This window comes from Lyngbya sp. CCY1209 (genome assembly GCF_035615495.1).
Taxonomy (GTDB): domain Bacteria; phylum Cyanobacteriota; class Cyanobacteriia; order Cyanobacteriales; family Microcoleaceae; genus Limnospira.
This window is the reverse complement of the sequence record NZ_JAJENU010000640.1, coordinates 1-22672: the sequence shown is the minus strand read 5'-3', so window position 1 is coordinate 22672 and position 22672 is coordinate 1. Positions and strand designations below refer to the sequence as shown.

Below are 22672 nucleotides of genomic sequence, written 5' to 3'. Positions count from 1 at the left end.
GCCTCAGAGGCGATCGCCAAAATATTGTCGGTAGAGGTCGCAACTGACCCGCGCGGCCCGGCCGTCCCAGTGAATCAACCCCAAACTTTTGAGCTGAAAAATTTGCTTTTGTTCCAACAGGGGGGGAACGCGATCGCGCAGGATATTTCGGTACGTTTCCGCCAACTCCGGATTCTGCTGCAAATTATCCAGTTTTTCTTGCAAGTCCCGGCTAAAAATTCCGTTCTCCGTCGCCGCATCTTTAAAGGCGGCTGACCGGGAGAGTTCCCGGCGAACCATTTCGTAAAAGAGCTGGCGAATCAGGGCGGGAAACCCCCCCAACTTGAGGGCGATCGCGTCAATTTCATTCGCCGACAAATTCAGTCCGTGTCGCCGGGATAAGTCGTCAATTTGGGAGACGTTGAAAGGGGGGAGGACGACGGACATTCCGACATTGAAGGGGGAGCAGTTGGCATCCAAGTTGACATAAACTTCCGTCGAGTTGCTGATCACCAAGCGCAATTTTTGCCAAATTTCCGCATCCTTGCTTTCTTCGTGCCAAGCTCGCAACATCGAAAAAAAATCGCGGGCCAAATTCAGGTAATCGAACAGCACGTTCACTTCGTCGAGGACGAGAATGATAGGGGCATCGATAGTTTCGAGGACGTGCGATCGCATATAGAACGTACAACTCATCAAATATCCGATATCCTCATCCCAATAGTCATCCAACTGGGACGGAATCGGCAACTGCCGGGTGAGGTTGGCGCAGAACCAGCGAAAAAAACGGGGCGGGTTCAAAAATAATTCGCTCTCGGCGAGATTTAAAGTCAGCCAAACGCCATAATAATTGTGGGCTTTTCCGTGGGCGACAATGCGGGAAATTAATGACGTTTTTCCCATATGCCTGGGGGCGGTAATCCGAATCAAAGCGTGGTCGCTCAGGATTTCCCGATAACAGTCCGTTTCGATGGGAGGGCGATCGATATAATAGGGCGAATTGAGGGGGACGGCATCGTAGGGCAGTTCCAGGATGCTCCGGGGTGGCATCGAACTCTCAATTTCTCGGTCTAACTTGCCGATAAAATTGGCTTTGGTAATTTTTTCCCCCCAGGCTTCGGAGAGCAGTTTCCACAGTTGGGGGGCGACAAAGCGCTTGATGTAGCTGGCTGAATAGAAAGCATCCTGGGCAATTTGTTCGTAGGTTTTGTTAGGGTCGCCGAGAATTTCTGTCAGGAGTTTGATTTGAATGTCCGTCAAATTTTGACCGGTTCGAGCTCGAACCTGATCGATTAAGTGATGAATTATTGTTTCGATATTTTGAGTCATCAAACTGGGAGATGTAATCTCTGTTGAAGGCGTAAAAATGCGGGCAACTGGATCGATGATAACCAATTGCCGTCCGACACACAACTCCCCTAGGATTCTGTAGATAAAAGCGCGATCGCGAACCGCAAAAGTTGTTGCATCGGCGACCGGTTTCCTGCAATTCCGGTTTGTTTTTCCCAATCCCGGAGCTGTTCCCGAAATTTCGGCTCCCGCTTGGCGCGCCCGACAATTTGTTCCACGATCGCCCGGTGGCGAATTTCCCGGGTCGAAATCCCCTGTTTTTCTAAATAACTCAACAGGCGCTGCACGGGGTCAACAAATTCGCTCGGCGACTGGGAATTGAGGATAGATTGAATCTGGCGGGAGATCTCCCAGTAGAGATTTTTTTGCCGCTCCGAGAGTTGCGACAATTCCAAATGGGGCGATCGCGACGGATCGCCGGCCGAGTCCGAAAGATCATGCAAGCCGAGCAATTGTGCGATCGCCGCCCGGTTCTCGCCCACCCGCGCCACCATTTCCGGATATCGCCCCAAAATTTGATCGCCCACCCATTCGGCATTCACCCAGTGATTCGCCTGCAGTTGCAGGCGGCCGCGGTCGGGCAAAGTTTCAAATCCCCAGATGGTCAAAGTCAAATCGCGGCTTTCCCCCTCCACCGCCGCCACCGCGTACACCAGGGCCTCCCAGTCGATCGCCTCAAAAAATTCCACCGTCAATAAAGTGCGGCCGTCGGACGTCGCCTCCAACCCCAACGCTTCCACCGCCGAGGTGCGATCGCTCGGTTGCTTGGTCGCGAAATCAAACCCCGCGAACAGGTACTCGCAAACCACCCCCGACAAATCCACCTCCCGGGGACGCCAATTGCAAATGCAGCACCCCGTCAAATTCGCCCCCTCCAACGTCGTCCGAATCAGGTGGGCGTCCACCAACAGCGCCTCCCGCAGGTCCGCCGCCGCCAGGGAACTCTCTTGCAAATAGGCGCCGCTCAGGTCGGCCCGCCGCAAATCGGCCCCCTGCAAATTCGCCCCGACGAAATTTCCCCACAGCAAATACACCCCCTGCAAATTCGCCCGCAACAAGTCGGTCTGCCGGAAACTGGCCTTAAGCAAATAGGCATCGGCGAGGTCGGCGCGGCTCAGGTCGGCGCGGTCCAAGGTAGCCCGGGTCAGATCTGCCCCCCCCAACCGGCTCCGATGCAGGTCCGCCTCCACCAGCACCGCCGACCGCAACATCGCACCGCCGAGATCGGCTTCGGTCAGATTCGCCGCCGTCAAATTCGCCTCCCGCAAATTCGCCTCCCGCAAATTCGCCTCCCGCAGGTTCGCCTCCCGCAGGTTCGCCGCCACCCAATTGGTTTTGCTCAAGTCCGCTTCCGGGAGTTGGGCAAAACCGAGTTCGGCCTTGTCGAGAATCGCCCCCTTGAGCTTGGCGCGGTCGAGGCGGCTGGCGGTTAAATTGATGCGGTGGGCCTGGATTCCTTCCAGGATCGCCCAGTTGAGTCGGGCATTTTGGACGGACGCGAACCGCAAATCGGCTCGGGAAAAATTGGCCCCGTTCAGCTTGGCGCGATCGAGGTGGGCGCTGGTAAGGAGGGCATTTTGCAGGTCAGCCCGGGTCAAATTGGCTCCCGTCAACTGGGCTTCGGTGAGGACGGCCCAGCTCAGATTCGCCCCCCCGAGGTCCGCCCCGCTGAGATCGATCTGTTTCAGGTTCACGCCGCTCAAGTTCGCCCCCCCGAGATCGACGGATTGAAAGTGACGCTCCCCTCGCTGATAGCGGTCCAGTAACTCCTCGGCTTCCATCGCACATTTCCCCGGGTCGGCAACAGCATCTACCCTGCATCTTAACCTCTACGGGCGATCGCATCTCCGAAAATCTCGGCCAGACCGCAGTTGAAAATTTTTGGATGTCGGATCTAGACTTCCCGATTTGTATCTGTTAGAATAAGCTGATGTCACCAGGAGAGGTGGCTGAGTGGTCGAAAGCGGCAGATTGCTAATCTGTTGAGGGGTGTTTAGCCTCTCCGAGGGTTCGAATCCCTCCCTCTCCGTTCTCAAATCGAGCTTTCGGGCGATCGGCGCAGCGATCGCGGTGTCCTCGGCATTCGGCGATCTATAATTCTGTGAGCCGCAACGGTCAACCCCGCACCCGTTCGGCGTCCCATTCGTTAAGGATTCCCATGTCTGTTTTGAGTGAAAATCCCACGGTTTGGCTCCAGATCGCCCTGGTTGGCCTGTGGTTGGGCGCGATTCTGGCCCTGGCGGAGGGACTCAACCGCCTGTTCGCCGTCGATGCCGAAGTCTCCCGGAAGGTCGTCCACATCGGCACGGGAAACGTGATTTTGCTGGCCTGGTGGCTGCAAATTCCCGCCTGGATCGGCATCGCCGCCGGAGTCATTTCCGGCGCGATCGCTCTGATTTCCCTCGCCGTTCCCATCCTCCCGAGCATCAACAGCGTCGGCCGCCAGAGCCTGGGTACATTTTTCTACGCCGTCAGCATCGGTCTGCTCATCGGTTGGTTCTGGCCGATCGCCCGCCCCGAATACGCCGCTTTGGGAATTTTGGTGATGACCTGGGGGGACGGCCTCGCCGCCACCGTCGGCCAGCGTTGGGGTTCCCACCGATACGAATTGTGGGGAAATCAAAAAAGCTGGGAAGGCTCCCTGACGATGGCCCTGACCAGTTTTGTCGTCTCCAGTTCGATCCTGCTGTCCGTCAACGGCAACACTTGGCAAACCTGGGGGATCGCGATCGCCGTGGCGGTGGCCGCCACCCTGTTGGAAACCATCTCCAAACTGGGCATCGACAACTTGACCGTCCCCCTCGGCAGCGCCGCCCTGGCCTTTTTTCTCAATCAGATCTGATATCCGATCTCGCTCCGCAACGGCGCACCGGGAGGGGGGATTTTAGATTTTAGATTCCCCAATGGGGAACGAGTGAGGAATAAAAAGTTAGAAGCAAGCACTTATTCTCTTTCCTCCCGACTCCCGACTCCCGACTCCCGACCTTTTGCGATCGCCCAAAAACAAACCCTCCAACCAAAACCGGCTTTGATTGGAGGGTCTGTCCATCCTTGATTATTAACGGTACAATTCACGCTGCTTTTACCTTATTCGTCCCAGGGCGATCCTTTATAGGGAGTGCCTTCAAAGGGGTTGATCCCGACCATCGGATAGGCATCGTCGCTGGGGCTAAAAATCCGGGCGACACCCTCGGTCAGGTAAGCCATCATGTTTGATAAACTTTCAAAGATATTCATAACTGCTCCACCTCTGTCAGGTAATCTGTTCTTCTACACTTTACATATTAAGTGAAATATCAAGGTTTGGCGAGAAGTTGCAATATTTATTTGCAATCGACGATTATTGATACAGGGATTAAAATTATGTTATAATTGTTAAAGTGTTGGAGCGACGCTGAAACCGCCTCCAAGCGCAAACTTGACCGCATCAATCCGCACAATTGCCCATCAAAAAAGTCCCCGACCGACTGGTTTCAAAATTGCGTTTTTTAAAGATTTGATAAGTTCCGTAACGAAAAAACCGACACCCGACCCGGAGGATGGGTGTCGGAGTCGAGTTGAGGCGATCGCGATCGCTCGGAATTTCACTGGGACTTCACCTGGGCGCCGTGGGCGCGGGGATCGGTTCCGGCATCCGAAGACGGCGCGACGGGAGCTTTAAACGGGGAAACCTCGGCGCCCCGGGCCACTTTCGGCAGCGGCGTCCCCGCGATCAAAGCGTCCAAATCGGTCGCCAAAATCCCCTTGGGAACTTCGCCGATCGCCTCCCCGACCGTTTCGGCATTTTCATCCAAAAACACGAAATGGGGAATCCCGTCCACGCGATATTGGAGGATTTCCGGGAGCCACTTGCTGTTGTCCACATTCAGCATCACGAAATTGACGCGATCGCCGTAAGTGTCCCGCATTTCGCCCATATCCTCCGCCATCGCCTGACAGGTCGTACACCAGTTGGCGTAAAATTCCATCAGGGTCGGCTTGCCGTTGTCCAACGCCACCTCGATGGGGGTGGACTCCGCCGCCAGTTCGGCTAAAGAAGTCGATGTCGCTTCGCTCCGGAATCCCAAAAACACCGACACGCCCAGGACGACCGCCACGAGAGCGATCGTAAAATTTCTCAGGCGGGTTCCGAGCGTCGCGGAAGTCGAGGGGGAATTCGATGGATTGGTACTCATGGAATCGCAATGAATAGCAAAGAATTATCAGTGAATTCAGTTTAACGAATTCTCTCGGGAGAAAACTTTTCACTTTCCCCACACCGATTCAATAGAGTTCGTCCGGTCAAAAACCAGATCTGATATTAAGATCGAGAGTGAGTCTCGCACATTGACCATGAAAAAACGAGTCACCCTGACATTTCCCAAACGTTCGGTTCAGATGCCGATCACCTACCGGTTGGCGAAAGACTTCAACGTGGCGGCCAACATCATCCGGGCCCAAGTCGCCCCCAACCAGATGGGGACCCTGGTGGTCGAATTGTCGGGAGATATCGACCAACTCGAAGCGGCGATCGAATGGATGCAATCCCAAAACGTCACCGTTTCCCTCGCCAGCCGAGAAATCCTCATCGACGAAGACAACTGCGTGGACTGCGGGTTGTGTACCGGCATCTGTCCCACCGAAGCCCTGACCCTGAACCCCGAAACCTTCTACCTGACATTTACGCGATCGCGCTGTATCGTCTGCGAACAGTGCATCCCCACCTGCCCCGTCCAGGCCATCTCGACCAACCTCTGATACCCGCCCCACGACGATGCTTTCCCTCTCGATCGGCTTGCTGCTGTTGACTTATATGGTTTTCGGGTGGGCTTTGTACGAGCTTCACTTGCAGATTCACATTTGGGGCGCACTCGAACTGGGCGTCGTCTCCCTGGCACTGTTGTATACCATTCCCCTCTACCGGTTGAAACAGCCGCTCAACGCCTGGTTCAAGTCGAATCTCGGTTTTTTTCTCTCCATTATTTTCGGCGCCTTTTTGATCGTCGTCCTGGCAACCTGGCTGGAAATCTTCACCACCACCCTCATGGCCCTCTCGGCCACCGCCCTCACCCGCATGGAACTCCAAACCCGAAACGTTAAAAGCTGGAAGGCGTTTTTCGTGCTCTGTACCGTTTCCATGTCGGGATTGGCGTTGGGCTCGGGCCTCCATCACCTCGCGGGTTTATTGATAATTGATCGTTGAGAATTGACAATTGACAATTAATAAGGGGCGATCGCTCTATCGACCGTGGACGGTCCAAAGATTGTCACAGCTCCGGCCGAAAACTGTCACACTTGCCCTGAGAATTTAACTCAAGCGTTTAACTGTCCTTGCCCCACGAAGCACTCAACTCGGTGGGGTGCTTTTATTTGGGGGGGTGGGAGCGGAGGGAAGCTCCGGGAACAACGCCGGTAAGATTTTCTTCCAAGCTCCCCCTACACCCTACACCCTACACCCTACACCCTAATTTTGAGTCGCCAGAACTTCCGGCTTCAGAACTTGGTTCAATTTGCCGCTGCGATATCCCTCCAAGTCCAACGTGACGTAAACGAATCCCAACTCCTGAAAGGTTGCCACCACGGACGGGAGGTCGGTTTTTAACACGAAAGTCTGAATTTGGTCGGGGGGCAGTTCGATGCGGGCGGTATCTGCCTCGGAACGAACCCGCAGGTTAGTCCACCCCAACCGTCTCAGGTAGACTTCGGCCCTCCCCACCCGCTGCAATTTGGCGATCGTGATTTCTTCGCCGTAGGGGAAGCGGGAACTCAGGCAGGGTTGGGCGGGTTTGTCCCACCAGACCAAACCCAAGTGTTTGGAGATTTCCCGGACTTCGGCTTTGCTGACGCCCACTTCGGCCAGGGGCGATCGCACCCCCCGCTCCCGGGCTGCCTTCACCCCCGGGCGGTAATCCCGCAAGTCGTCGGCGTTCACCCCGTCCACGACGTAGGGATAACCCCGCTCTTTCGCCAGAGGTTTGAGGGTATCGTGGAGTTCGCTCTTACAGAAATAGCAGCGGTTCACCGGGTTGGCGGTGTAGTTGGGATTCGCCATTTCCTGGGTGTTAATTTCCTCGTGGGCAATGCCGATGGTCGCCGCCTGGATGCGGGCGTCTTCCAAATCCTCCGGCAGGAGGGAAGGGGAAATGGCGGTGACGGCCAAAGCGCGATCGCCGAGGACGTCGTGGGCGATGCGGGCTACCAGGGTGCTGTCTACGCCCCCGGAATAGGCGATGAGCGCCCTGTCCATTTCGGCAAATAGGGATTTGAGTCGTTCTAATTTTTGGATCGCCATGGGTTCGTGAAATATGACTTCTGACCGGAAAAGTGGATGCTTTCCCTATTTTTATAGTTTAAGGATTTGGGGCGATCGCTCTCAAGTCGAACGAAAGGCCCCCGAGTTCCGCCCTATAATTTAAGGACAAATCCTGGGAGCGCGATCGTCATGAGTGTTGCGACTCGAAAGTTGAGCTTTGCGGAATACCTCAAATATGAGGACGGCACCGACACCCGCTATGAATTGGTGGAAGGAGAATTGATCCCCATGAGTCTGGGAACGGGACGACACGGTGCGATCGCCGAATTTTTGAACGATGAATTTAAAGCGGAAGCCCGGAACAGAAGTTTGCCCTGGACTTCTAAAGATATGCGAATCGGAGTGCGATCGCCTCGGGGGGGTCGCTGGGACACCTCCCGCATCCCCGACGTCACCGTATTGGCGATCGAACAGTGGGAAAACCTCGCCGCCCGGGAAGCCGTCATCGAACTCGACGAACCCGCCCCCATTTTGGTCGTGGAAGTGGTGAGCGAATCGACTCGAACCGCCGATTACCGCGGCAAGCGATCAGAATACGCCGTCCGCGATATCGAAGAATATTGGATCGTCGATCCCCTGCAAGAACTCGTCACCATCTGCACGTTGGTTGAAGGGTTCTACGATGCCGTCTCGTTTCGAGGGGAAGAAATGATGGTCTCTCGCCTTTTCCCTAAGTTGGAATTGAGGGCGGATCAAATTTTGGCGGCGAGACGTTAGATGATTGATAATACGACAAACTGAATTGAATCGAACTCAGCCCACGTTAGTTTGAAGAACCATCGATCCGACTCCCGACTCCCTATCAAGAAAAAGCCGAGGAGGGATCGAACCCAACTCGGCCATTATTGATGTGTCTTAAACTTGAGAATTGAGCGATCGCGACACTGATTGCCCCCCGAACCCGAAAGTTAACCCAGCCACTCTAAAACAGCTTCCTCGCGGGTATTGGTGTGACGTTCCGGCGTTTCGCGATTGAACTTGAGATGGATGGAACGAGTTTGTTCACCATCTGCAGCCACTGCCATAATCGGATAGTCAAATTGACCATCGGGGAAGTACATTTGGAATCGGAATGTCCCGTCCGGATTGAGTTTGATGGGGCGTCCGCCAATCGTAACGGTCGCATCCGGCTCGGTTGCACCGTAAATGATCAACTCGGCATCGGCAACCAACCAGAACTTCCGGGGACGAATGGGAGGCATCGATGCCGCCATCCCGATACCCGACATTCCGATACCCGACATCGAGTAACCCAAGGCGGCTCCCGACAGACTCAAACCGGCACCGGACATGGAATAACCCATTCCCACGCCAGACATCCCGACACCGGACATGGAATAACCCAAAGCCGCCCCGGATTCAGTCACGCCGGCACCGGACATGGAATAACCCATCCCGACACCAGACATTCCGACACCGGACATGGAATAACCCAAAGCCGCGCCGGATTCAGTCACTCCCAGTCCGATGCCGGACATCCCGACGCCGGATAAGGAGTAACCCAGAGCCGCGCCGGATTCAGTGACTCCGAGTCCCACACCGGACATCCCGACGCCGGATAAGGAATAACCGAGGGTTTCGCTCATGCCGATGCCGGACATCCCGACGCCGGATAAGGAGTAACCCAAAGCCGCGCCGGATTCGGTGACTCCGAGTCCCACACCGGACATCCCGATGCCGGATAAGGAGTAACCCAGAGCCGCGCCGGATTCGGTGACTCCGACACCGGACATGGAATAACCCATGCCGATGCCGGACATCCCGACGCCGGATAAGGAGTAACCCAGAGCCGCGCCGGATTCGGTGACTCCGAGTCCCACACCGGACATCCCGACGCCGGATAAGGAGTAGCCCAGAGCCGCGCCGGATTCGGTGACGCCGACACCGGACATGGAATAACCCATGCCGATGCCGGACATCCCGACGCCGGATAAGGAGTAACCCACACCGGAAGCCCACTTCCCGACGCCGGAGGGAAAGAGGTAGGAACTGACGGCGTGTTGGTGGCTGGAAACCTGATGCATGGAGCCGAACAGAGAACCGGCTATGCGCTGGGCTTCCGCTTCTTTGGCGAGGTTGAAGAGATCGTCGTAGACGCGATCGCGGTAAGACGGTCCGGGGGGCGAGAGTTCGGCGAAGGTTTTGCCCTCGAGATCTTCACTCCAGGACACGGTGATGAATTGGTCGTCAATCCACTCCGAGGGATAGATGGGGGGAATCCGCACGGCTTGCGATCGCGCCAGGGCCAACCAGCGTCCGTCAGCGCAGCGGTAGCCGATTTCGATGGCATAGTCGCGATCGCTCACGGGTATTGGCAAATACCATTCTCGGGCTAACTCGTCGCAGGGATATTCCTGGACGCTGTGGGGAGCCTGAAGGCTCAAGTTCAGGTCGGTGACGTCGTAGATCCGCAGCGCCAGTTGCTGTCCGCCCAGACGCCGAAATTGTTCTTTCTGTTGGTTGGAGATATCCCAGTAAGCGTAAGCCCATTCCGGATCTCGGGCCATCAAGACGATGCGACTTTCACTGTAGGCGCCGGGAAGTTCCACCAGGTTTTCATCAATTGAGGACAGGGAATCCGCGTCCTGCTCCTCTTGACCTACTGTAAACTTTGATCCTTGCACTTCTGTTTGTCCCTCCAAGGTACGGGTTTGATTGGGGAATGATGAAAATCTGTTACGCTCGATCTCTTGAACTGCAGCTAAAAGCTGCTCTTTACGCATTCGGCTGTAGCGAGAAATACCGTATTCACTCGCCACCTTGCGTAACTGTCGCAAAGTCATTTCTTCCAAGGGTGGTCGTTCTTGTGCCATGGGTGGGTGATCTCCATTCGTGCAAATAACAGGTGATGACCCTGTAGATTTTCTTTGGGATCGGGGGGATCGCTGATTTACTCAACATATTGCAGAAAATATCCAGATGGGTCAAGGGGGAAATCCGGATTTCATGAGTACATATACCGTTTTATAAGGATTTTGGGATCAATTTGTCATCAAATTATGACATTTTGGGATCGAAAGGGGAGGCAGGGGAGGCAAATTTACACTCAGATCCGCACAAACTCCTCAATCATCGACCGATGATTTTTATTGTTAGCTTGGGAATTGATTCCCAAGCGGTGCGGATGTTCCACCCGTTTCTGGACTCCCTGGAGCTCCAGGGAGCTCCCTCCGCTTCCCCCAGTCCATCAAAAAATCCCGGGCGATGATCGCCCGGCATCGTCAATTCAAACGGGGGATGAACGTTTTAACGGATCACTTGCCAATCGCGGATGCGCCAGGGGCCTTGATCCCGAACCAATTGATACTGAACTTGCAGGGTATCGTCCCCAGAATTGATCACTTCCCCCCCCTCATAGAATTGAGTGGCTTCCCGCACTTGGGCATCGACGATGGCCTGATTGGGATTGTCCTGATCCACTTCGATCGCCTGGATTCTCACATCGTGCTCATAGCGCCGGTAAGCATTTTCCAGTTGCAGGGTTTCCGAGGTCGTCACCCAGCGGCTCAACGCCGGATCGACCAAAATCTCCCGCAACGCCTCCATCTGATACTCCGGACCGAGGGCCGCCGCCTTCGCGCCGAACCACGTGCGGAGGACCTGTTGAGCGAGCCCTTCATTCAACTCCCCGGCCAGGGGATTTTCCGGTTCGACTTCCGGAATGGGGACGGGCGGCTGCTCCAACTCCACCAGGGGTTGTTCGCCCCGCAGTCGGGGACCGGCCAACCCGTCCAGGGCGTTGCCGATCCAACCGAACAGGAGGCTCAAAATCGTCCACAGTAACCAAATTCCAAACAGCCCGATCAGCCCGACGAGGAGCAAGCGTTTGACTTTAATCGAGTCGTTGTTCTGGGAAGTCCGCCTCGAATTATGGTTGCGACCTCCCCCCGAAGCCGTGGAATTCGCGGGGGGCACCGTCGGGGCGGGGGGGGGACTCGACGCGACGACGGTTTGCGGATTCGGTTCCGAAGGGGGCGTCGAGAGGGGACGGCGGTGGTTGTCCGGGGAAACTCCCGGTTTTTGGAGGGTGGTGGACGCAGAATTCGACTCGACGGACGGCACCTTCACCGGGGGCGGGGAAGTCCCCGCCAGGCTCGATTTCCCAGCCGTTCCCCGACCCGTCGCGGTCAGGGTCGCCGTCGCCCCCCCTTGGGGTTGGCCGGTGCGGACATCAGTCTGAGCTGTCGCGGAAGTGTCGCCGTTGGCCGGTTGCCGTGTCGAAAGGGCGGGGGTTCCGGTCTGAGTTGCGCCGCGGCGGCGGGGTTGGACGACCACCCACTCGTTGGAGGTTCCCACCTCGGAGGGCAGCGCTTCCAGATAGGATTGGACGTGCTTGTTGGCGAAATAATCCTTCAAAGAAACGGGCTGATTTTGCAAGTCGCGGAAGTGGGGAAACACCTCATCCTGCAACCACCGCTCCGAGTAAAGACACAAACCGGGCAGCAGATCCGGGGAATCGAGGGAATTCTGACGGATGAAGGCGATCGGTTCCCGCTCCTGGCTCAACTCCAGCGCCCGACTCGCCTCTTCCGTCTGCCCCAGTAGCAGGGAGCAGACCGCCTTTTCCAGGTGGACGTCCTGGCGGCGGCCCAACTGCATCAGCATCAACTTGGCCTTGCGGATCAGGGCCGGCTGGGCGCGGGCGAATCCCTGGGCCAGCAGCGCGTAAACCGCCAGATAGGTGGCGACGGCGGAGGGGCGGCGGGCTTCGGTTTCAAACAGGGTTTGCTGTTCCGTGGTGGTGAGGGAACTGCGGAGTTGCTGGATGAAGCGGAGAAAATCTTCAACGCTCAGGCCGGAGCGATCGTCCCCGTGGCCGTCGATGCCGCCGCGTTCGTGGAGCATTTCCCGCAGCAGTTGCAGCCCGCGGCGACGTTCCTCCCCCTTGCTTTCGGGGAGTTGCAGTAGCTCCAGAATCCGGTAGGGGCGCAGCTTGTAGAGGTCGGCTTGCATTTCCCCCCGCAGTTGGGCGAACAGGCTTTCCCGCAGCAGGACGTCCTGTCCGGCTTCCAGGGAGGCGGCGGCGTTTTCGTACTGCCCCTGCTGCCACTGCTCCCGGCCGAGTTCCAGGTGGGCCAGGGCCACGGTGAGGATGACGTCGGGCAAGATCAGGTCGGGGTCGCCGAAGCGGCCGTCTTTGAGGCCGATGTTGCCGGTTCCCAGGAAGGGACGGGTGAGGGTGAGGACCTGTTCGTATTCGCCCAACTCCTGCAAGATCAGCAGGGCGCCGACAAATTGCCGGTCGTCGATCTCGATGCTGGGGCTGTGGGAATCGGCTTCCGGTTGGGAGATGCCCACTTCCGGGTTCCCGTCGCCCGCCGGGGTTGGCAGTTCGGAGTCCGGGTCGTAGGTTTTCGCCAGGAAGCCCATGTCGTAGGCCCCGCGACGGTCCGGGTCGGACAGGATGGTGTAGGCTTCGTCGATCAACTGCTTGCGGGCATCGATCGCCACGTCGGAATATTCCCGCCGGGGAAGTTGTTGGGTGCGATCGCGATGTGCCTGCTTCAACTGCTCGGCAGTCGCTTGAATTGGTAAGCCTAAAATTCGGTAGTAATCGAGTGGAATACGCACGATGCTCCTTCCCCAACGGCGAGCGACTGATGTAGCTATCTTATATTAACGAAGGTTGTTACCAAGTCGGTGTTAAACTTAACACTCTCTCCCCCGAGATGTCCTGTCGCCGGGATGAGGGACCCAACTCAACTCGGTCCCTAGTGCCAGTCGCCAGAGGGGTCGGGAGTGAGGAGCCGTTCGGTGCCCTCCGAACAGTTTACCAAAAATTAGGGATCTCAAAGTCCCGCCCCGGGGCCAGCCACGTTTTGGGTCGGGATGGCGCGGTTCGGGCGATGTCCCCCCGCCCTCGACGGCGGCGGTTTGAACCCGCAATTCCCGCGCCTTTGGGAGGGGGCCCGGAGAGCATAAAATAGTCTCTAATTATTGATGATGTGGCGGTCGGCGATTCAGAACGCACGGCGCACAGTTTCACAGAGGTAAGGCAATGGTTAAGGAACGCACGTTACCCAGTTTTCAAGCGGATGCGACGGTTATCGATCGCGAAGAAGGATTGATGCTGTACGAAGACATGGTGTTGGGGCGCCTGTTTGAAGATAAATGCGCCGAAATGTATTACCGGGGCAAAATGTTCGGGTTCGTCCACCTCTACAACGGACAGGAGGCGGTGTCTACGGGGGTGATCCGCTCCATGCGCCGCGATCGCGATTTCGTCTGCAGCACCTACCGGGATCACGTCCACGCCCTGAGTGCGGGGGTGCCGGCCAAGGAGGTGCTCGCGGAATTGTTCGGCAAGGCGACGGGTTGCTCCAAGGGTCGGGGCGGCTCGATGCACCTGTTCTCCGCCGAGCACAACCTGTTGGGGGGGTTCGCCTTCGTGGCCGAAGGCATCCCCGTGGCGACGGGGGCGGCCTTTCAGAGCAAGTACCGCCGGGAAGTGATGGGGGACGAGAGCGCCGACACGGTGACGGCCTGCTTTTTCGGGGACGGCGCCTGCAATAACGGCCAGTTCTACGAATGTTTGAACATGGCGACGCTGTGGAAGTTGCCGATCTTGTTCGTGGTCGAAAATAACAAGTGGGCGATCGGGATGGCCCACGAACGGGCGACGTCGGACCCGGAAATTTACAAGAAGGGTCCGGCCTTCGGAATGCCGGGGTACGAGGTCGATGGCATGGACGTGCTGGCGGTGCGGGAAGTGGCGCAAGAGGCGATCGCCCGCGCCCGGGCCGGAGAAGGTCCGACCCTGATCGAGGCCCTCACCTACCGCTTCCGGGGCCACTCCCTGGCCGACCCAGACGAATTGCGCGATCGCGAGGAGAAGGAGTTCTGGTTCGCCCGCGACCCGATCAAGAAGTTCGCCGCCTATTTGACGGAACACAATTTGGCTGATTCTGAGGAGTTGAAGGCGATCGACAAACGGGTTCAAAACACCATAGACGAGGCCGTGGAGTTCGCCCAAAACAGCCCCGAACCCGACCCGGGCGAACTGTATCGCTACGTCTACGCCGACGATTAATTCGACCCGTTCGAGGGGGCGACCGACCCGGTTTCCTTGTCGGAAATCGGGTCGATTTTGTCGAAATCAGTCGGATATCCGGAAGTGGGGAGCCGCTCCGACTCGTATCAACCCGAAAATTACGGATCGAAGAGACGACAAGAGAGTCAATTTTAAACCTCCAATTAAAAAGTCGGGGTTTTGTAAATTCTCGGTAAATTTACGGAAGCGATCGCCGTCGCAAAAACAAGGCGGGTGAGTCCGCGCTCAATTCGCGAGACATCGCCGTCAGAGACACCCGAGAAAGTCCCAGCCAACCCGAGCGAAAGGAGTACAAAACGAAGCGACAAGCTCGGGCCGTTTCACCGGTTCGAGAAGAGCGTCGCCGACCCGAGCCAGACGAGTACAAACCCGACCCGAGAGATTTGGCTGATCAGGCGGCTCAGGAGTTGCGAAAGGCCTTGGAAACCAAGGAAAAAACGAAGTATAATCCGGCATGGGCTTGACACTCTCACCGTCAAAGAAACCCCCATCAGGAGGTCATTTTGGGCATTTCAGCCCGATTGAACTCCTGAACGAATCGCACCGACAATCTGATATGATCGATGGGGGTGGAGAAGTTAGCGATGAACATCCGGGTATCAACTTCTCCATCCACCCCGAGGGAAACCGGGTTGCAACCGTCGCGAATTCCATCCCCATGATCAAAATTCTCCACCTGTCCGACATCCATCTGGGGAGCGGCTTCTCCCACGGCCAGACCAACCCTGAAACCGGCCTCAACAGCCGCCTCGAAGATTTCGTCGCCACCCTGGGGCGGTGCATCGATCGCGCGATCGCCGAACCCGTGGACTTGGTGCTCTTCGGGGGCGACGCCTTCCCCGACGCCACCCCGCCCCCCTTCGTCAAACAGGCCTTCGCCGGACAGTTCCGGCGCCTGGTGGACGCGGAAATCCCCACGGTGCTGCTCGTGGGCAACCACGACCAATATTCCCAGGGGCAGGGGGGGGCGAGCCTGGGCATCTACCGCACCTTGGGAGTCCCCGGGTTCGTGGTGGGCGACCGCCTCGAAACCCACCGCATCGAAACCCGGGGCGGCCCGGTGCAGGTCATCACCCTCCCCTGGCTGACCCGTTCCACCCTCCTCACCCGCCCGGAAACCGAGGGACTGTCCCTGGAAGCGGTGAACGAGCTGCTGATCGACCGGTTGCTGGTCGCCCTGGAGGCGGAAATTCGCCGCCTCGACCTGGAGGTTCCGACGGTGCTGCTGGCCCACCTGATGCTCGATCGCGCCCGTTTGGGGGCCGAACGGTTTTTGGCGGTGGGCAAAGGGTTCAACGTCCCCCTGTCGGTGCTGATCCGCCCCCAATTCGATTATGTGGCGTTGGGTCATGTCCACAAGCACCAAAATCTCAACCCCGGCAACGATCCGCCGGTGGTGTATCCCGGGAGTATCGAGCGGGTGGATTTTTCCGAGGAGAAAGAAGAGAAGGGATTCGTATTGGTGAATCTGGTTCGGAAACAGACGACCTGGGAATTTTGCCCCCTGAAAGTGCGGCCGTTTCGGACGATCCGGGCCGACGTTTCCAAAGCGGACGACCCCCTCGCGGCCCTTTTAAAAGCGATCGCCAAAGTAGACATTAAAGATGCGGTGGTGCGGCTGTTGTATCAGTTGCGGTCGGAACAGTTGGAGGCGATCGACACGGCACAACTGCACCGGGCCCTCGGCGAGGCCCACACCTACACCATCCAACCCGAATTGGTCAGCCAACTCGCCCGCCCCCGGGTGCCGGAGTTGGAGGCGGGAAGCGCGATCGACCCCCTGGAGGCGTTGAAAACCTATTTGGAAAGTCGGGAGGATTTGCAGGGGTTGCAGGCCGACCTGATGGAGGCGGCGGCGGGGTTACTGGCGGGCGATCGCGCCGATTAAAAAGTCAAAAGTATCATGGCGCTGCACAGGGGTATAAGGTGTAGGGATCTAGTTTTTGTGGGGTAGATTTTTGAGGGATTTTTCGATCAGTTCGATCAGGTGTTCGGAACCGGAATTGGGTCTCCTGCGCTCCGGAGTTTGGAATCGGGTATCGATCCCGGTCATGTCCTGATTCAACAGATCTTTGACGGCGGCTTCGTCGGATGTGGACTGCTTTTTGAGCAGCTCGACGAGGGTGGCATCTTGGCGTTCGAGCAGCCGGTCGAGTTCCGCGATCGCCGTTTCGCCCCGCTGGCTGTCGAGGGTGATTTTGCGGGCGACTTGGGTCTGTTGCCGCCCCATCTCTTGGAGGGTTTGAAGGTGCAGTTTGAACTGGCTCGCCACTTTCGCAATTTGTTGGCTGACATCCAACGTTTGTTTGACCAGGCGATTCATCTCAAAGTTAATTTGACCGAGGACGGTTGGGTTGGTTTCGCCGGATTGGTAGTTCAAAACGGAAGCCTGAACCGACAAATATCGAACCTTTTGGACGATTTCGCCGATGACGGCGGAAGCGGAAGTGATGATTTCCCAATCTCGGGTGATGCCCCGAATCACCGCTTCCAACTGTTCCGAATATTCGGAAATCGAATGGGCACCGAGAAAAATTGAGTGGCAGGCCCGGTGAGTTTCCCCGGAGACGAGCTGGCACTCCCGGACGAGTTCCTGATAGAGTTGCAACAGGTCTTGATAGTGCCGGCCGACGGCGCTTTCCTTTTGTCGGTAGCGATCGCGGTAGAGTTTTTTGGCGATGTTTTGTTCGAGTTTGAGTTGTTTGGATAAATCGTCAAGTCTTCGCTTTTCTTTGCCGATAAATTCGAGCTGTTTCCGCCGGGATTTACTCATTTTCATGATCGCGCTTTGGGAAGCCCGGAGCAGTTGATTTTGAGCTTGGCAGAGGACTCGAAAATCGAGCAAACGAAATTCCTGATCGCCCCCGGAAATAATGATGGGTTCGTAAGTCAAATTGCGGGGGCGGTTGGTCGCCAATTCCGCGGCTTCCCGGACGGGAGTCTGTTTGGAGAGTACCAGGGGGGGGATGCGGATCGCGTCGAGGAGCTTTTGAATCGGCTTGTGATTGTAAATTTGGGCGCGGTTGGGCCAATTCATGTGTTCCCCAAATTGGGCGCGGGAAATCATCCCCAGCAATTGGGAATCATCGACCACCAAAACGCCGGGAAGGTCGGGGTTTTGATAGAGTTTTTTGGCAACGATCTCCCCCCATATGGTCGGACTAACCCGGTAGTCGTGAGACGGCAGATCTTCTAGGGTCGAATCGAGGGGAAGCTGAAGTGACTGGCTCATGAAGTTAAAGGGAATCTTCAAATAGGGTGTGACCCCACTTCACCGCCCTTCGCGAAGCCCCTTCGCAGGGGAATCGCGGTCGGCCGGCTCGGAGGATCGGACGCAGGAGATGGAGAAGATGCACTGACCGATTCAAAAAACCATGAGTTACCGGCTTTTTCACGAAATCTTAAGATAAGATTTGATGTCCATCGGACTTGAAAAACATTCGGAACGTCGATCACGCCCCGAAAACCGCAGTTGTTCAGACCCCGAAACCCAAATCTCAAAGTAGAAGATGGGGAACTTTAGTGGTATCTTGACAGTATAGCCCGACTCACCCGCCCGCAAAACACTCTGTCGTCAAATTGGTGCGATCGCGAGATAACTTTAGCCTGTGGATGATGCCCTACACGAACAGCTTGAACAAGAGCGCCTCTTGAATCAGGTGACGACCCAAATTCGCCAGAGTTTGGAGCTATCTGTCATTTTATCGACGGCAGTCGAGCAATTGCGGGGATTTTTGCAGGTCGATCGCCTGTTGATTTATCAGTTGGGAGTCCCCCGCCCGAAGATCTCCGATCCCCTGGAAGACCTCTCCTCCGGGGCAGAAGACCCCGAACTCTTCGACCCCCCCGCCGCCCCGTCGCCGGAAAAACCCCCCCCGCTCCTGGGAAATATCACTTACGAAGCCCGATCCTCCGACACCATCCTTTCGCTGTTGGAATGGCGGGAAATCGATCGCTGTTTCTCTGAAACCTCCGAATATCAAGAATACTACCGGCGGGGATCGATCCGCTGCATCGCCGACGTCGAAGCCTACTACCGCTCCTGTCCCTGCCTGCTGGAGATGCTGCGACAAAAGCAGGTGCGGGCGAAATTGGTCGCCCCGATCATCGTCCAGGCCGAACTTTGGGGCCTGCTGATCGCCCACCAGTGCGGCCAACCTCGGGAGTGGAAAAATAGCGAACAAAAATTTCTCAAAAAAATTACGGAACATCTCTCCATCGCCATCTATCAGGCGCAACTCTACGCCCAAGTGCAGCAACAAAAACACACCTTAGAAAAGCGGGTCAAAGATCGGACTCAAGCCCTCCACGACGCCCTGCTGGCCGCCCAGTGCGCGAACCGGGCCAAGAGCGAATTTTTGGCGACCATGAGCCACGAACTGCGGACGCCGCTCACCCACGTGATCGGGATTTCGTCCACCCTGCTGCGGTTGTACGGCCAGTCCGGGACCACCCGGACGCTCCCGGTCGAGAAACAGGTCAACTACCTGCAAACCATCCACGACAGCGGCGAACACCTGCTGGCCCTGATCAACGACATCCTCGATTTGTCCCAGGTCGAAGCCGGGAAAACCGTCCTCAAAATCAGCGAATTTTCCCTGTCGAAATTGATCAATCAAACCTTGCACACGTTCCGCGATCGCGCCAAGCAGCGGAACGTCCACCTCGCCGGCGACATCCCAATCCGACCGGAGTGCGATCGCTTCATCGCCGACCACCGCCGCGTCCGCCAAATCCTCCTGAATCTGTTGAGCAACGCCATCAAATTCACCCCCGAAAACGGCCGCGTCACCCTGCGCGTTTGGGTGGAAAACAAGACCGCCATTTTTCAAGTCGAAGATACCGGCATCGGCATTCCGGAAGAACAGCAACCCCTATTATTTGAAAAGTTCCAGCAGTTGGACTCTCCCTACCGTCGCCAATACGGCGGCACGGGCTTGGGTCTGGCCCTGACCAAACAACTCGTCGAGCTCCACGGCGGCACGATCGAGTTTACGTCTGTCGTCAACAAAGGCACGACCTTTACCGTCCACATCCCCGCCCAACCGCTGGTCAAAAAAAATCCCTACAAAACCTCCCTGCAAACGGATTATACCGAAAGCCCCCAAGGTCGCTTGGTGGTCATCGAAGATGACGAAGAAACGGCGACCCTGATCTGCGAATTGTTGACCGCCGCCGGCTATCAAGTGGTGTGGTTGATGGACGGGGTGACGGCCTTGCGCTCCATCGAACTCCTGCAACCCGATGCCATCCTGGTCGATTTATATCTCCCCGGACAAAATGGGTACGATATCATTCGCCATCTGCGGGAAGAGACGACGGCCGACCCCCTGAAAATTATCGCCCTCACCACCACGGAGGCGGAACGGGAACGCTCCCTGACGGCGGGGGCTGACGGTTGCATCAACAAGCCCATTCTCCCCAATCAACTCCTCAATCAAATTGAAAAGTTGGGGTTCGGAAAACCGGCGCAAAATACCGAAGGATGATGACCGATTTTTGGGATACCGAACTGTATCTGAGTTCCGACAAAGACGAGCTGTTCGAGCGCGGCCCCTGGCCGAAACCCTTCGCCTTCAACGAAGATGTAGTGCGGGTGTTCGACGACATGGTTTCGCGATCGGTTCCCCTCTACAAAGAGGTGGTCGCCTGCGCCGTCCAGTGGGCAAAATCTTACTATCAACCGGGGACGAAAATCGTCGATGTCGGCTGTTCGACGGGGACGTTTTTGGAGCTGCTGGGGCGGTTTTTAAAACAACCCGCCACCCTGGTCGGTATCGACAATTCCAAAGCCATGCTGCTAAAAGCGAGGGAAAAGTTATCGCCTTTGGAAGTTTTCCACACCGTGGAATTGATGTGCGAAAGTGCGGAAAATTGCCGGTTTGAAAATAGCGGCATCGTGGTGATGAATTACACCCTGCAATTTCTGCCCGTCCCCCAACGGCAACAGGTTTTAAATTCGGTCTATGAAGGGTTGGTTCCCGGCGGGTTGTTATTTGTGAGCGAAAAGGTGCGATCGCCCCACCCCCAGTTTCAGGAGACGATGACCCGCCACTACGAGGCGTTCAAAGCCAAAAATGGCTACGCCAAAACGGAGATAGAGCGCAAAAAAGAAGCCCTGGAAAATGTGTTGATTCCCCTCACCGAAGATCAACAAATGCAAATGTTGCGGGAGAGCGGATTTGAAGCGATCGATGTTTTGTTGAAATTTCACAATTTTGTCTCGTTTATTGCTTTAAAATGACGACCGATCGGGTCGGAGATCAAATCCGGTTCAATACTCGGAAATCGAATTCCCCCCCCACGGCAACCGGAGACGGTTGCCCCCACGGCAACCGGAGACGGTTGCCCCCACGGCAACCGGAGACGGTTGCCCCCACGGCAACCCGGCAATCCTATAAGGTTGCCCCCACGGCAACCCGGCAATCCTATAAGGTTGCCCCCACGGCAACCGGGCAACCCTATAAGGTTGCCCCCACGGAGGGTTGGGGAGATGGGAGGGGGGGCGGTCAAACAAGCGGATCTGATCTGACTAGAGATAGATTATCTGAGGAACGATATTGTCTACAATCGATCGCCCGGTTATTTGAGGGATCGTCACTTGAATTCCATAGAAGTTAACCTCGCCCTGCTGGTTTTGGGGGGGTTGGTACTCGTCCTCGGGCTGCTGTCCGGCTTCCTGAAAGAACGCCTGTTCCTCTCCGATCCCGTGGTGGCTTTGTTGTTGGGGGTGGTGCTGAGTCCGGCTGTTTTCGGCGCGATCGACCTCCACCACTGGGGGCAACCCGAGGGGATTCTCGAACAGAGTGCCCGGATCGCGATCGGCATCCAACTGATGGGGATCGCCTTGAGGCTGCCACCGGGATTTGTCCGCCAAAAGTGGCGGCCCCTAACCGTCCTCCTGGGGTTGGTGATGCCGCTGATGTGGCTGGCTAGTGCGCTGTTAGTTTACCTGATTTTGGGGCTACCCTTTTGGGTGTCGATGCTTCTCGGCGCCGTCATCAGCCCCACGGACCCGGTGGTGGCGACGTCCATCGTCACGGGGCGGGTGGCCGAACGCAATTTGCCCGATCGCATCCGTTACATCCTCTCGGCGGAGTCCGGCATCAACGACGGTCTGGCCTATCCTTTCGTGATGTTGCCCATTTTATTCCTGACGCGATCGCCCGGGGAGGCGGTGTGGCACTGGCTGTCCCGAACCCTGTTATGGGAAGTGGTGGGGGCGGTGATTTTGGGTCTGACGGCGGGTTATCTGGCCGGGTGGCTGCTGAAGTGGGCGGAACGAAAGCAGTTGATCGACAAGCAATCCTTCCTCGCCTACACCGTTGCCCTGTCTTTGGTGGTGTTGGCGGGGGTGAAATTGATGGGGGGGGACGGTATTTTGGCGGTATTTGTGGCGGGCTGCACCTTCAGCATGGTGGTGAGAAATCGCGATCGCGCCGAAGAAGAAGAAGTGCAGGAGGCCGTCGATCGCCTCTTCACCGTTTATGTCTTCGTCATTTTGGGATTATTCATTCCCTGGCGGGGGTGGATGGATCTGGGGTGGCGGGGTGTCATTTTCGCGATCGCCCTCTTGCTGCTGCGGCGCCTCCCGGCTATTTTCGCCCTCCGCCGTTGGCTTCCCGAGTGCGATCGCCGCGCCGATTTATTATTTATGGGGTGGTTCGGCCCCATCGGCGTGGCGGCGATTTTTTACGCCATGCTGGCGCTCCGAAAAGCGGGGGTCGGGGTGGCTTGGGACGTGGCGAGTTTGGCGATCTGCGCCTCCATCGTCGTCCACGGATTTACGGCAATTCCATTTACAAAACTTTATCCGTCACTCCGGGAAAAGGGCAGGTCAGAAAACCGGCATTAAAGACTTGGTGACACACTGTTGACCCCCAAGCTTTTGACCCAAAATCAAATCATTCGAGTTCGTAGTAAACCGTTTCAGCTCAAACGAGGCAATATTCAAAACGGAGCATCGGGCATCTTGCCTGTGGATTCAGATCCGATCCCCT

The 22672-nt window shown here is 56.7% G+C and carries 17 protein-coding genes and 1 tRNA gene; 10 read left to right on the top strand and 8 right to left on the bottom strand.

Features of this window, described 5'->3' with window-relative positions; all coding sequences use genetic code 11:
- Window positions 1-3: 3 nt before the first annotated feature.
- The gene (locus LKE08_RS25550) at window positions 4-1239 is read right to left on the bottom strand and encodes an AAA-like domain-containing protein (protein ID WP_324707110.1); all 1236 of its coding nucleotides are present in this window, start codon (window positions 1237-1239) and stop codon (window positions 4-6) included.
- Window positions 1240-1397: 158 nt separating this feature from the next.
- Complete coding sequence (locus LKE08_RS25545; RefSeq protein WP_324707109.1) at window positions 1398-3110, bottom strand: pentapeptide repeat-containing protein; 1713 nt, start codon at window positions 3108-3110, stop codon at window positions 1398-1400.
- A 158-nt stretch (window positions 3111-3268) separates the two neighbouring features.
- Between LKE08_RS25545 and LKE08_RS25540 the strand changes: the two genes are divergently transcribed.
- Window positions 3269-3358, top strand: a tRNA-Ser gene (locus LKE08_RS25540).
- A gap of 129 nt (window positions 3359-3487) precedes the next feature.
- A complete protein-coding gene (locus tag LKE08_RS25535) occupies window positions 3488-4171 on the top strand; it encodes an SEC59/DGK1/VTE5 family protein (RefSeq protein ID WP_324707108.1) in 684 nt (227 codons plus the stop codon).
- Window positions 4172-4416: 245 nt separating this feature from the next.
- On the opposite strand, the gene LKE08_RS25530 is transcribed toward LKE08_RS25535, so the two are convergent.
- Together LKE08_RS25530 and LKE08_RS25525 are read right to left on the bottom strand one after the other, a co-directional pair.
- Entirely contained in the window at window positions 4417-4566 is a 150-nt protein-coding gene (locus tag LKE08_RS25530) for an isochorismate synthase (protein ID WP_324707107.1), read from the bottom strand.
- Window positions 4567-4913: 347 nt separating this feature from the next.
- A complete protein-coding gene (locus LKE08_RS25525) occupies window positions 4914-5504 on the bottom strand; it encodes a thioredoxin family protein (protein WP_324707106.1) in 591 nt (196 codons plus the stop codon).
- A gap of 157 nt (window positions 5505-5661) precedes the next feature.
- Between LKE08_RS25525 and LKE08_RS25520 the strand changes: the two genes are divergently transcribed.
- Both LKE08_RS25520 and LKE08_RS25515 read left to right on the top strand, forming a co-directional pair.
- Window positions 5662-6066 (top strand): NIL domain-containing protein, encoded by a 405-nt coding sequence (locus tag LKE08_RS25520; RefSeq protein ID WP_324707105.1) that lies wholly within the window; start codon window positions 5662-5664, stop codon window positions 6064-6066.
- A 16-nt stretch (window positions 6067-6082) separates the two neighbouring features.
- Window positions 6083-6511, top strand: a complete 429-nt coding sequence (locus LKE08_RS25515) for a hypothetical protein (protein WP_324707104.1) — start codon at window positions 6083-6085, stop codon at window positions 6509-6511.
- A 261-nt stretch (window positions 6512-6772) separates the two neighbouring features.
- Here the strand turns inward: LKE08_RS25515 and larE are convergent, their stop codons facing one another.
- Entirely contained in the window at window positions 6773-7600 is an 828-nt protein-coding gene (larE, locus tag LKE08_RS25510; protein ID WP_324707103.1) for an ATP-dependent sacrificial sulfur transferase LarE, read from the bottom strand.
- Window positions 7601-7750: 150 nt separating this feature from the next.
- Here larE and LKE08_RS25505 point away from each other — a divergent pair, with 150 nt between their 5' ends.
- The gene (locus LKE08_RS25505) at window positions 7751-8338 is read left to right on the top strand and encodes a Uma2 family endonuclease (protein ID WP_324707102.1); all 588 of its coding nucleotides are present in this window, start codon (window positions 7751-7753) and stop codon (window positions 8336-8338) included.
- A gap of 191 nt (window positions 8339-8529) precedes the next feature.
- On the opposite strand, the gene LKE08_RS25500 is transcribed toward LKE08_RS25505, so the two are convergent.
- On the bottom strand, window positions 8530-10434 hold the full coding sequence (locus tag LKE08_RS25500) for a DUF4912 domain-containing protein (protein ID WP_324707101.1): 1905 nt from the start codon (window positions 10432-10434) through the stop codon (window positions 8530-8532).
- A gap of 433 nt (window positions 10435-10867) precedes the next feature.
- The gene (locus LKE08_RS25495; RefSeq protein WP_324707100.1) at window positions 10868-13192 is read right to left on the bottom strand and encodes an IMS domain-containing protein; all 2325 of its coding nucleotides are present in this window, start codon (window positions 13190-13192) and stop codon (window positions 10868-10870) included.
- Between the two features lie 427 nt (window positions 13193-13619).
- Between LKE08_RS25495 and pdhA the strand changes: the two genes are divergently transcribed.
- On the top strand, window positions 13620-14651 hold the full coding sequence (pdhA, locus tag LKE08_RS25490; protein ID WP_324707099.1) for a pyruvate dehydrogenase (acetyl-transferring) E1 component subunit alpha: 1032 nt from the start codon (window positions 13620-13622) through the stop codon (window positions 14649-14651).
- Between the two features lie 679 nt (window positions 14652-15330).
- Window positions 15331-16560 carry an exonuclease subunit SbcD gene (sbcD, locus tag LKE08_RS25485; RefSeq protein WP_324707098.1) on the top strand — a complete coding sequence of 410 codons (1230 nt, stop codon included), beginning with the start codon at window positions 15331-15333 and terminating at the stop codon, window positions 16558-16560.
- 48 nt (window positions 16561-16608) lie between these two features.
- On the opposite strand, the gene LKE08_RS25480 is transcribed toward sbcD, so the two are convergent.
- A complete protein-coding gene (locus LKE08_RS25480; RefSeq protein WP_324707097.1) occupies window positions 16609-17904 on the bottom strand; it encodes a chemotaxis protein in 1296 nt (431 codons plus the stop codon).
- Window positions 17905-18280: 376 nt separating this feature from the next.
- Here LKE08_RS25480 and LKE08_RS25475 point away from each other — a divergent pair, with 376 nt between their 5' ends.
- From LKE08_RS25475 to LKE08_RS25465, 3 genes are all read left to right on the top strand, one after another.
- Complete coding sequence (locus LKE08_RS25475; protein ID WP_324707096.1) at window positions 18281-20161, top strand: ATP-binding protein; 1881 nt, start codon at window positions 18281-18283, stop codon at window positions 20159-20161.
- Window positions 20158-20916 carry a carboxy-S-adenosyl-L-methionine synthase CmoA gene (gene cmoA, locus LKE08_RS25470; RefSeq protein ID WP_324707095.1) on the top strand — a complete coding sequence of 253 codons (759 nt, stop codon included), beginning with the start codon at window positions 20158-20160 and terminating at the stop codon, window positions 20914-20916. The genes LKE08_RS25475 and cmoA overlap by 4 nt, the downstream gene beginning before the upstream one ends.
- A 357-nt stretch (window positions 20917-21273) precedes the next feature.
- Window positions 21274-22527: a cation:proton antiporter gene (locus LKE08_RS25465; protein ID WP_324707094.1), complete on the top strand. Its 1254-nt coding sequence runs from the start codon at window positions 21274-21276 to the stop codon at window positions 22525-22527.
- Window positions 22528-22672: the final 145 nt, after the last annotated feature.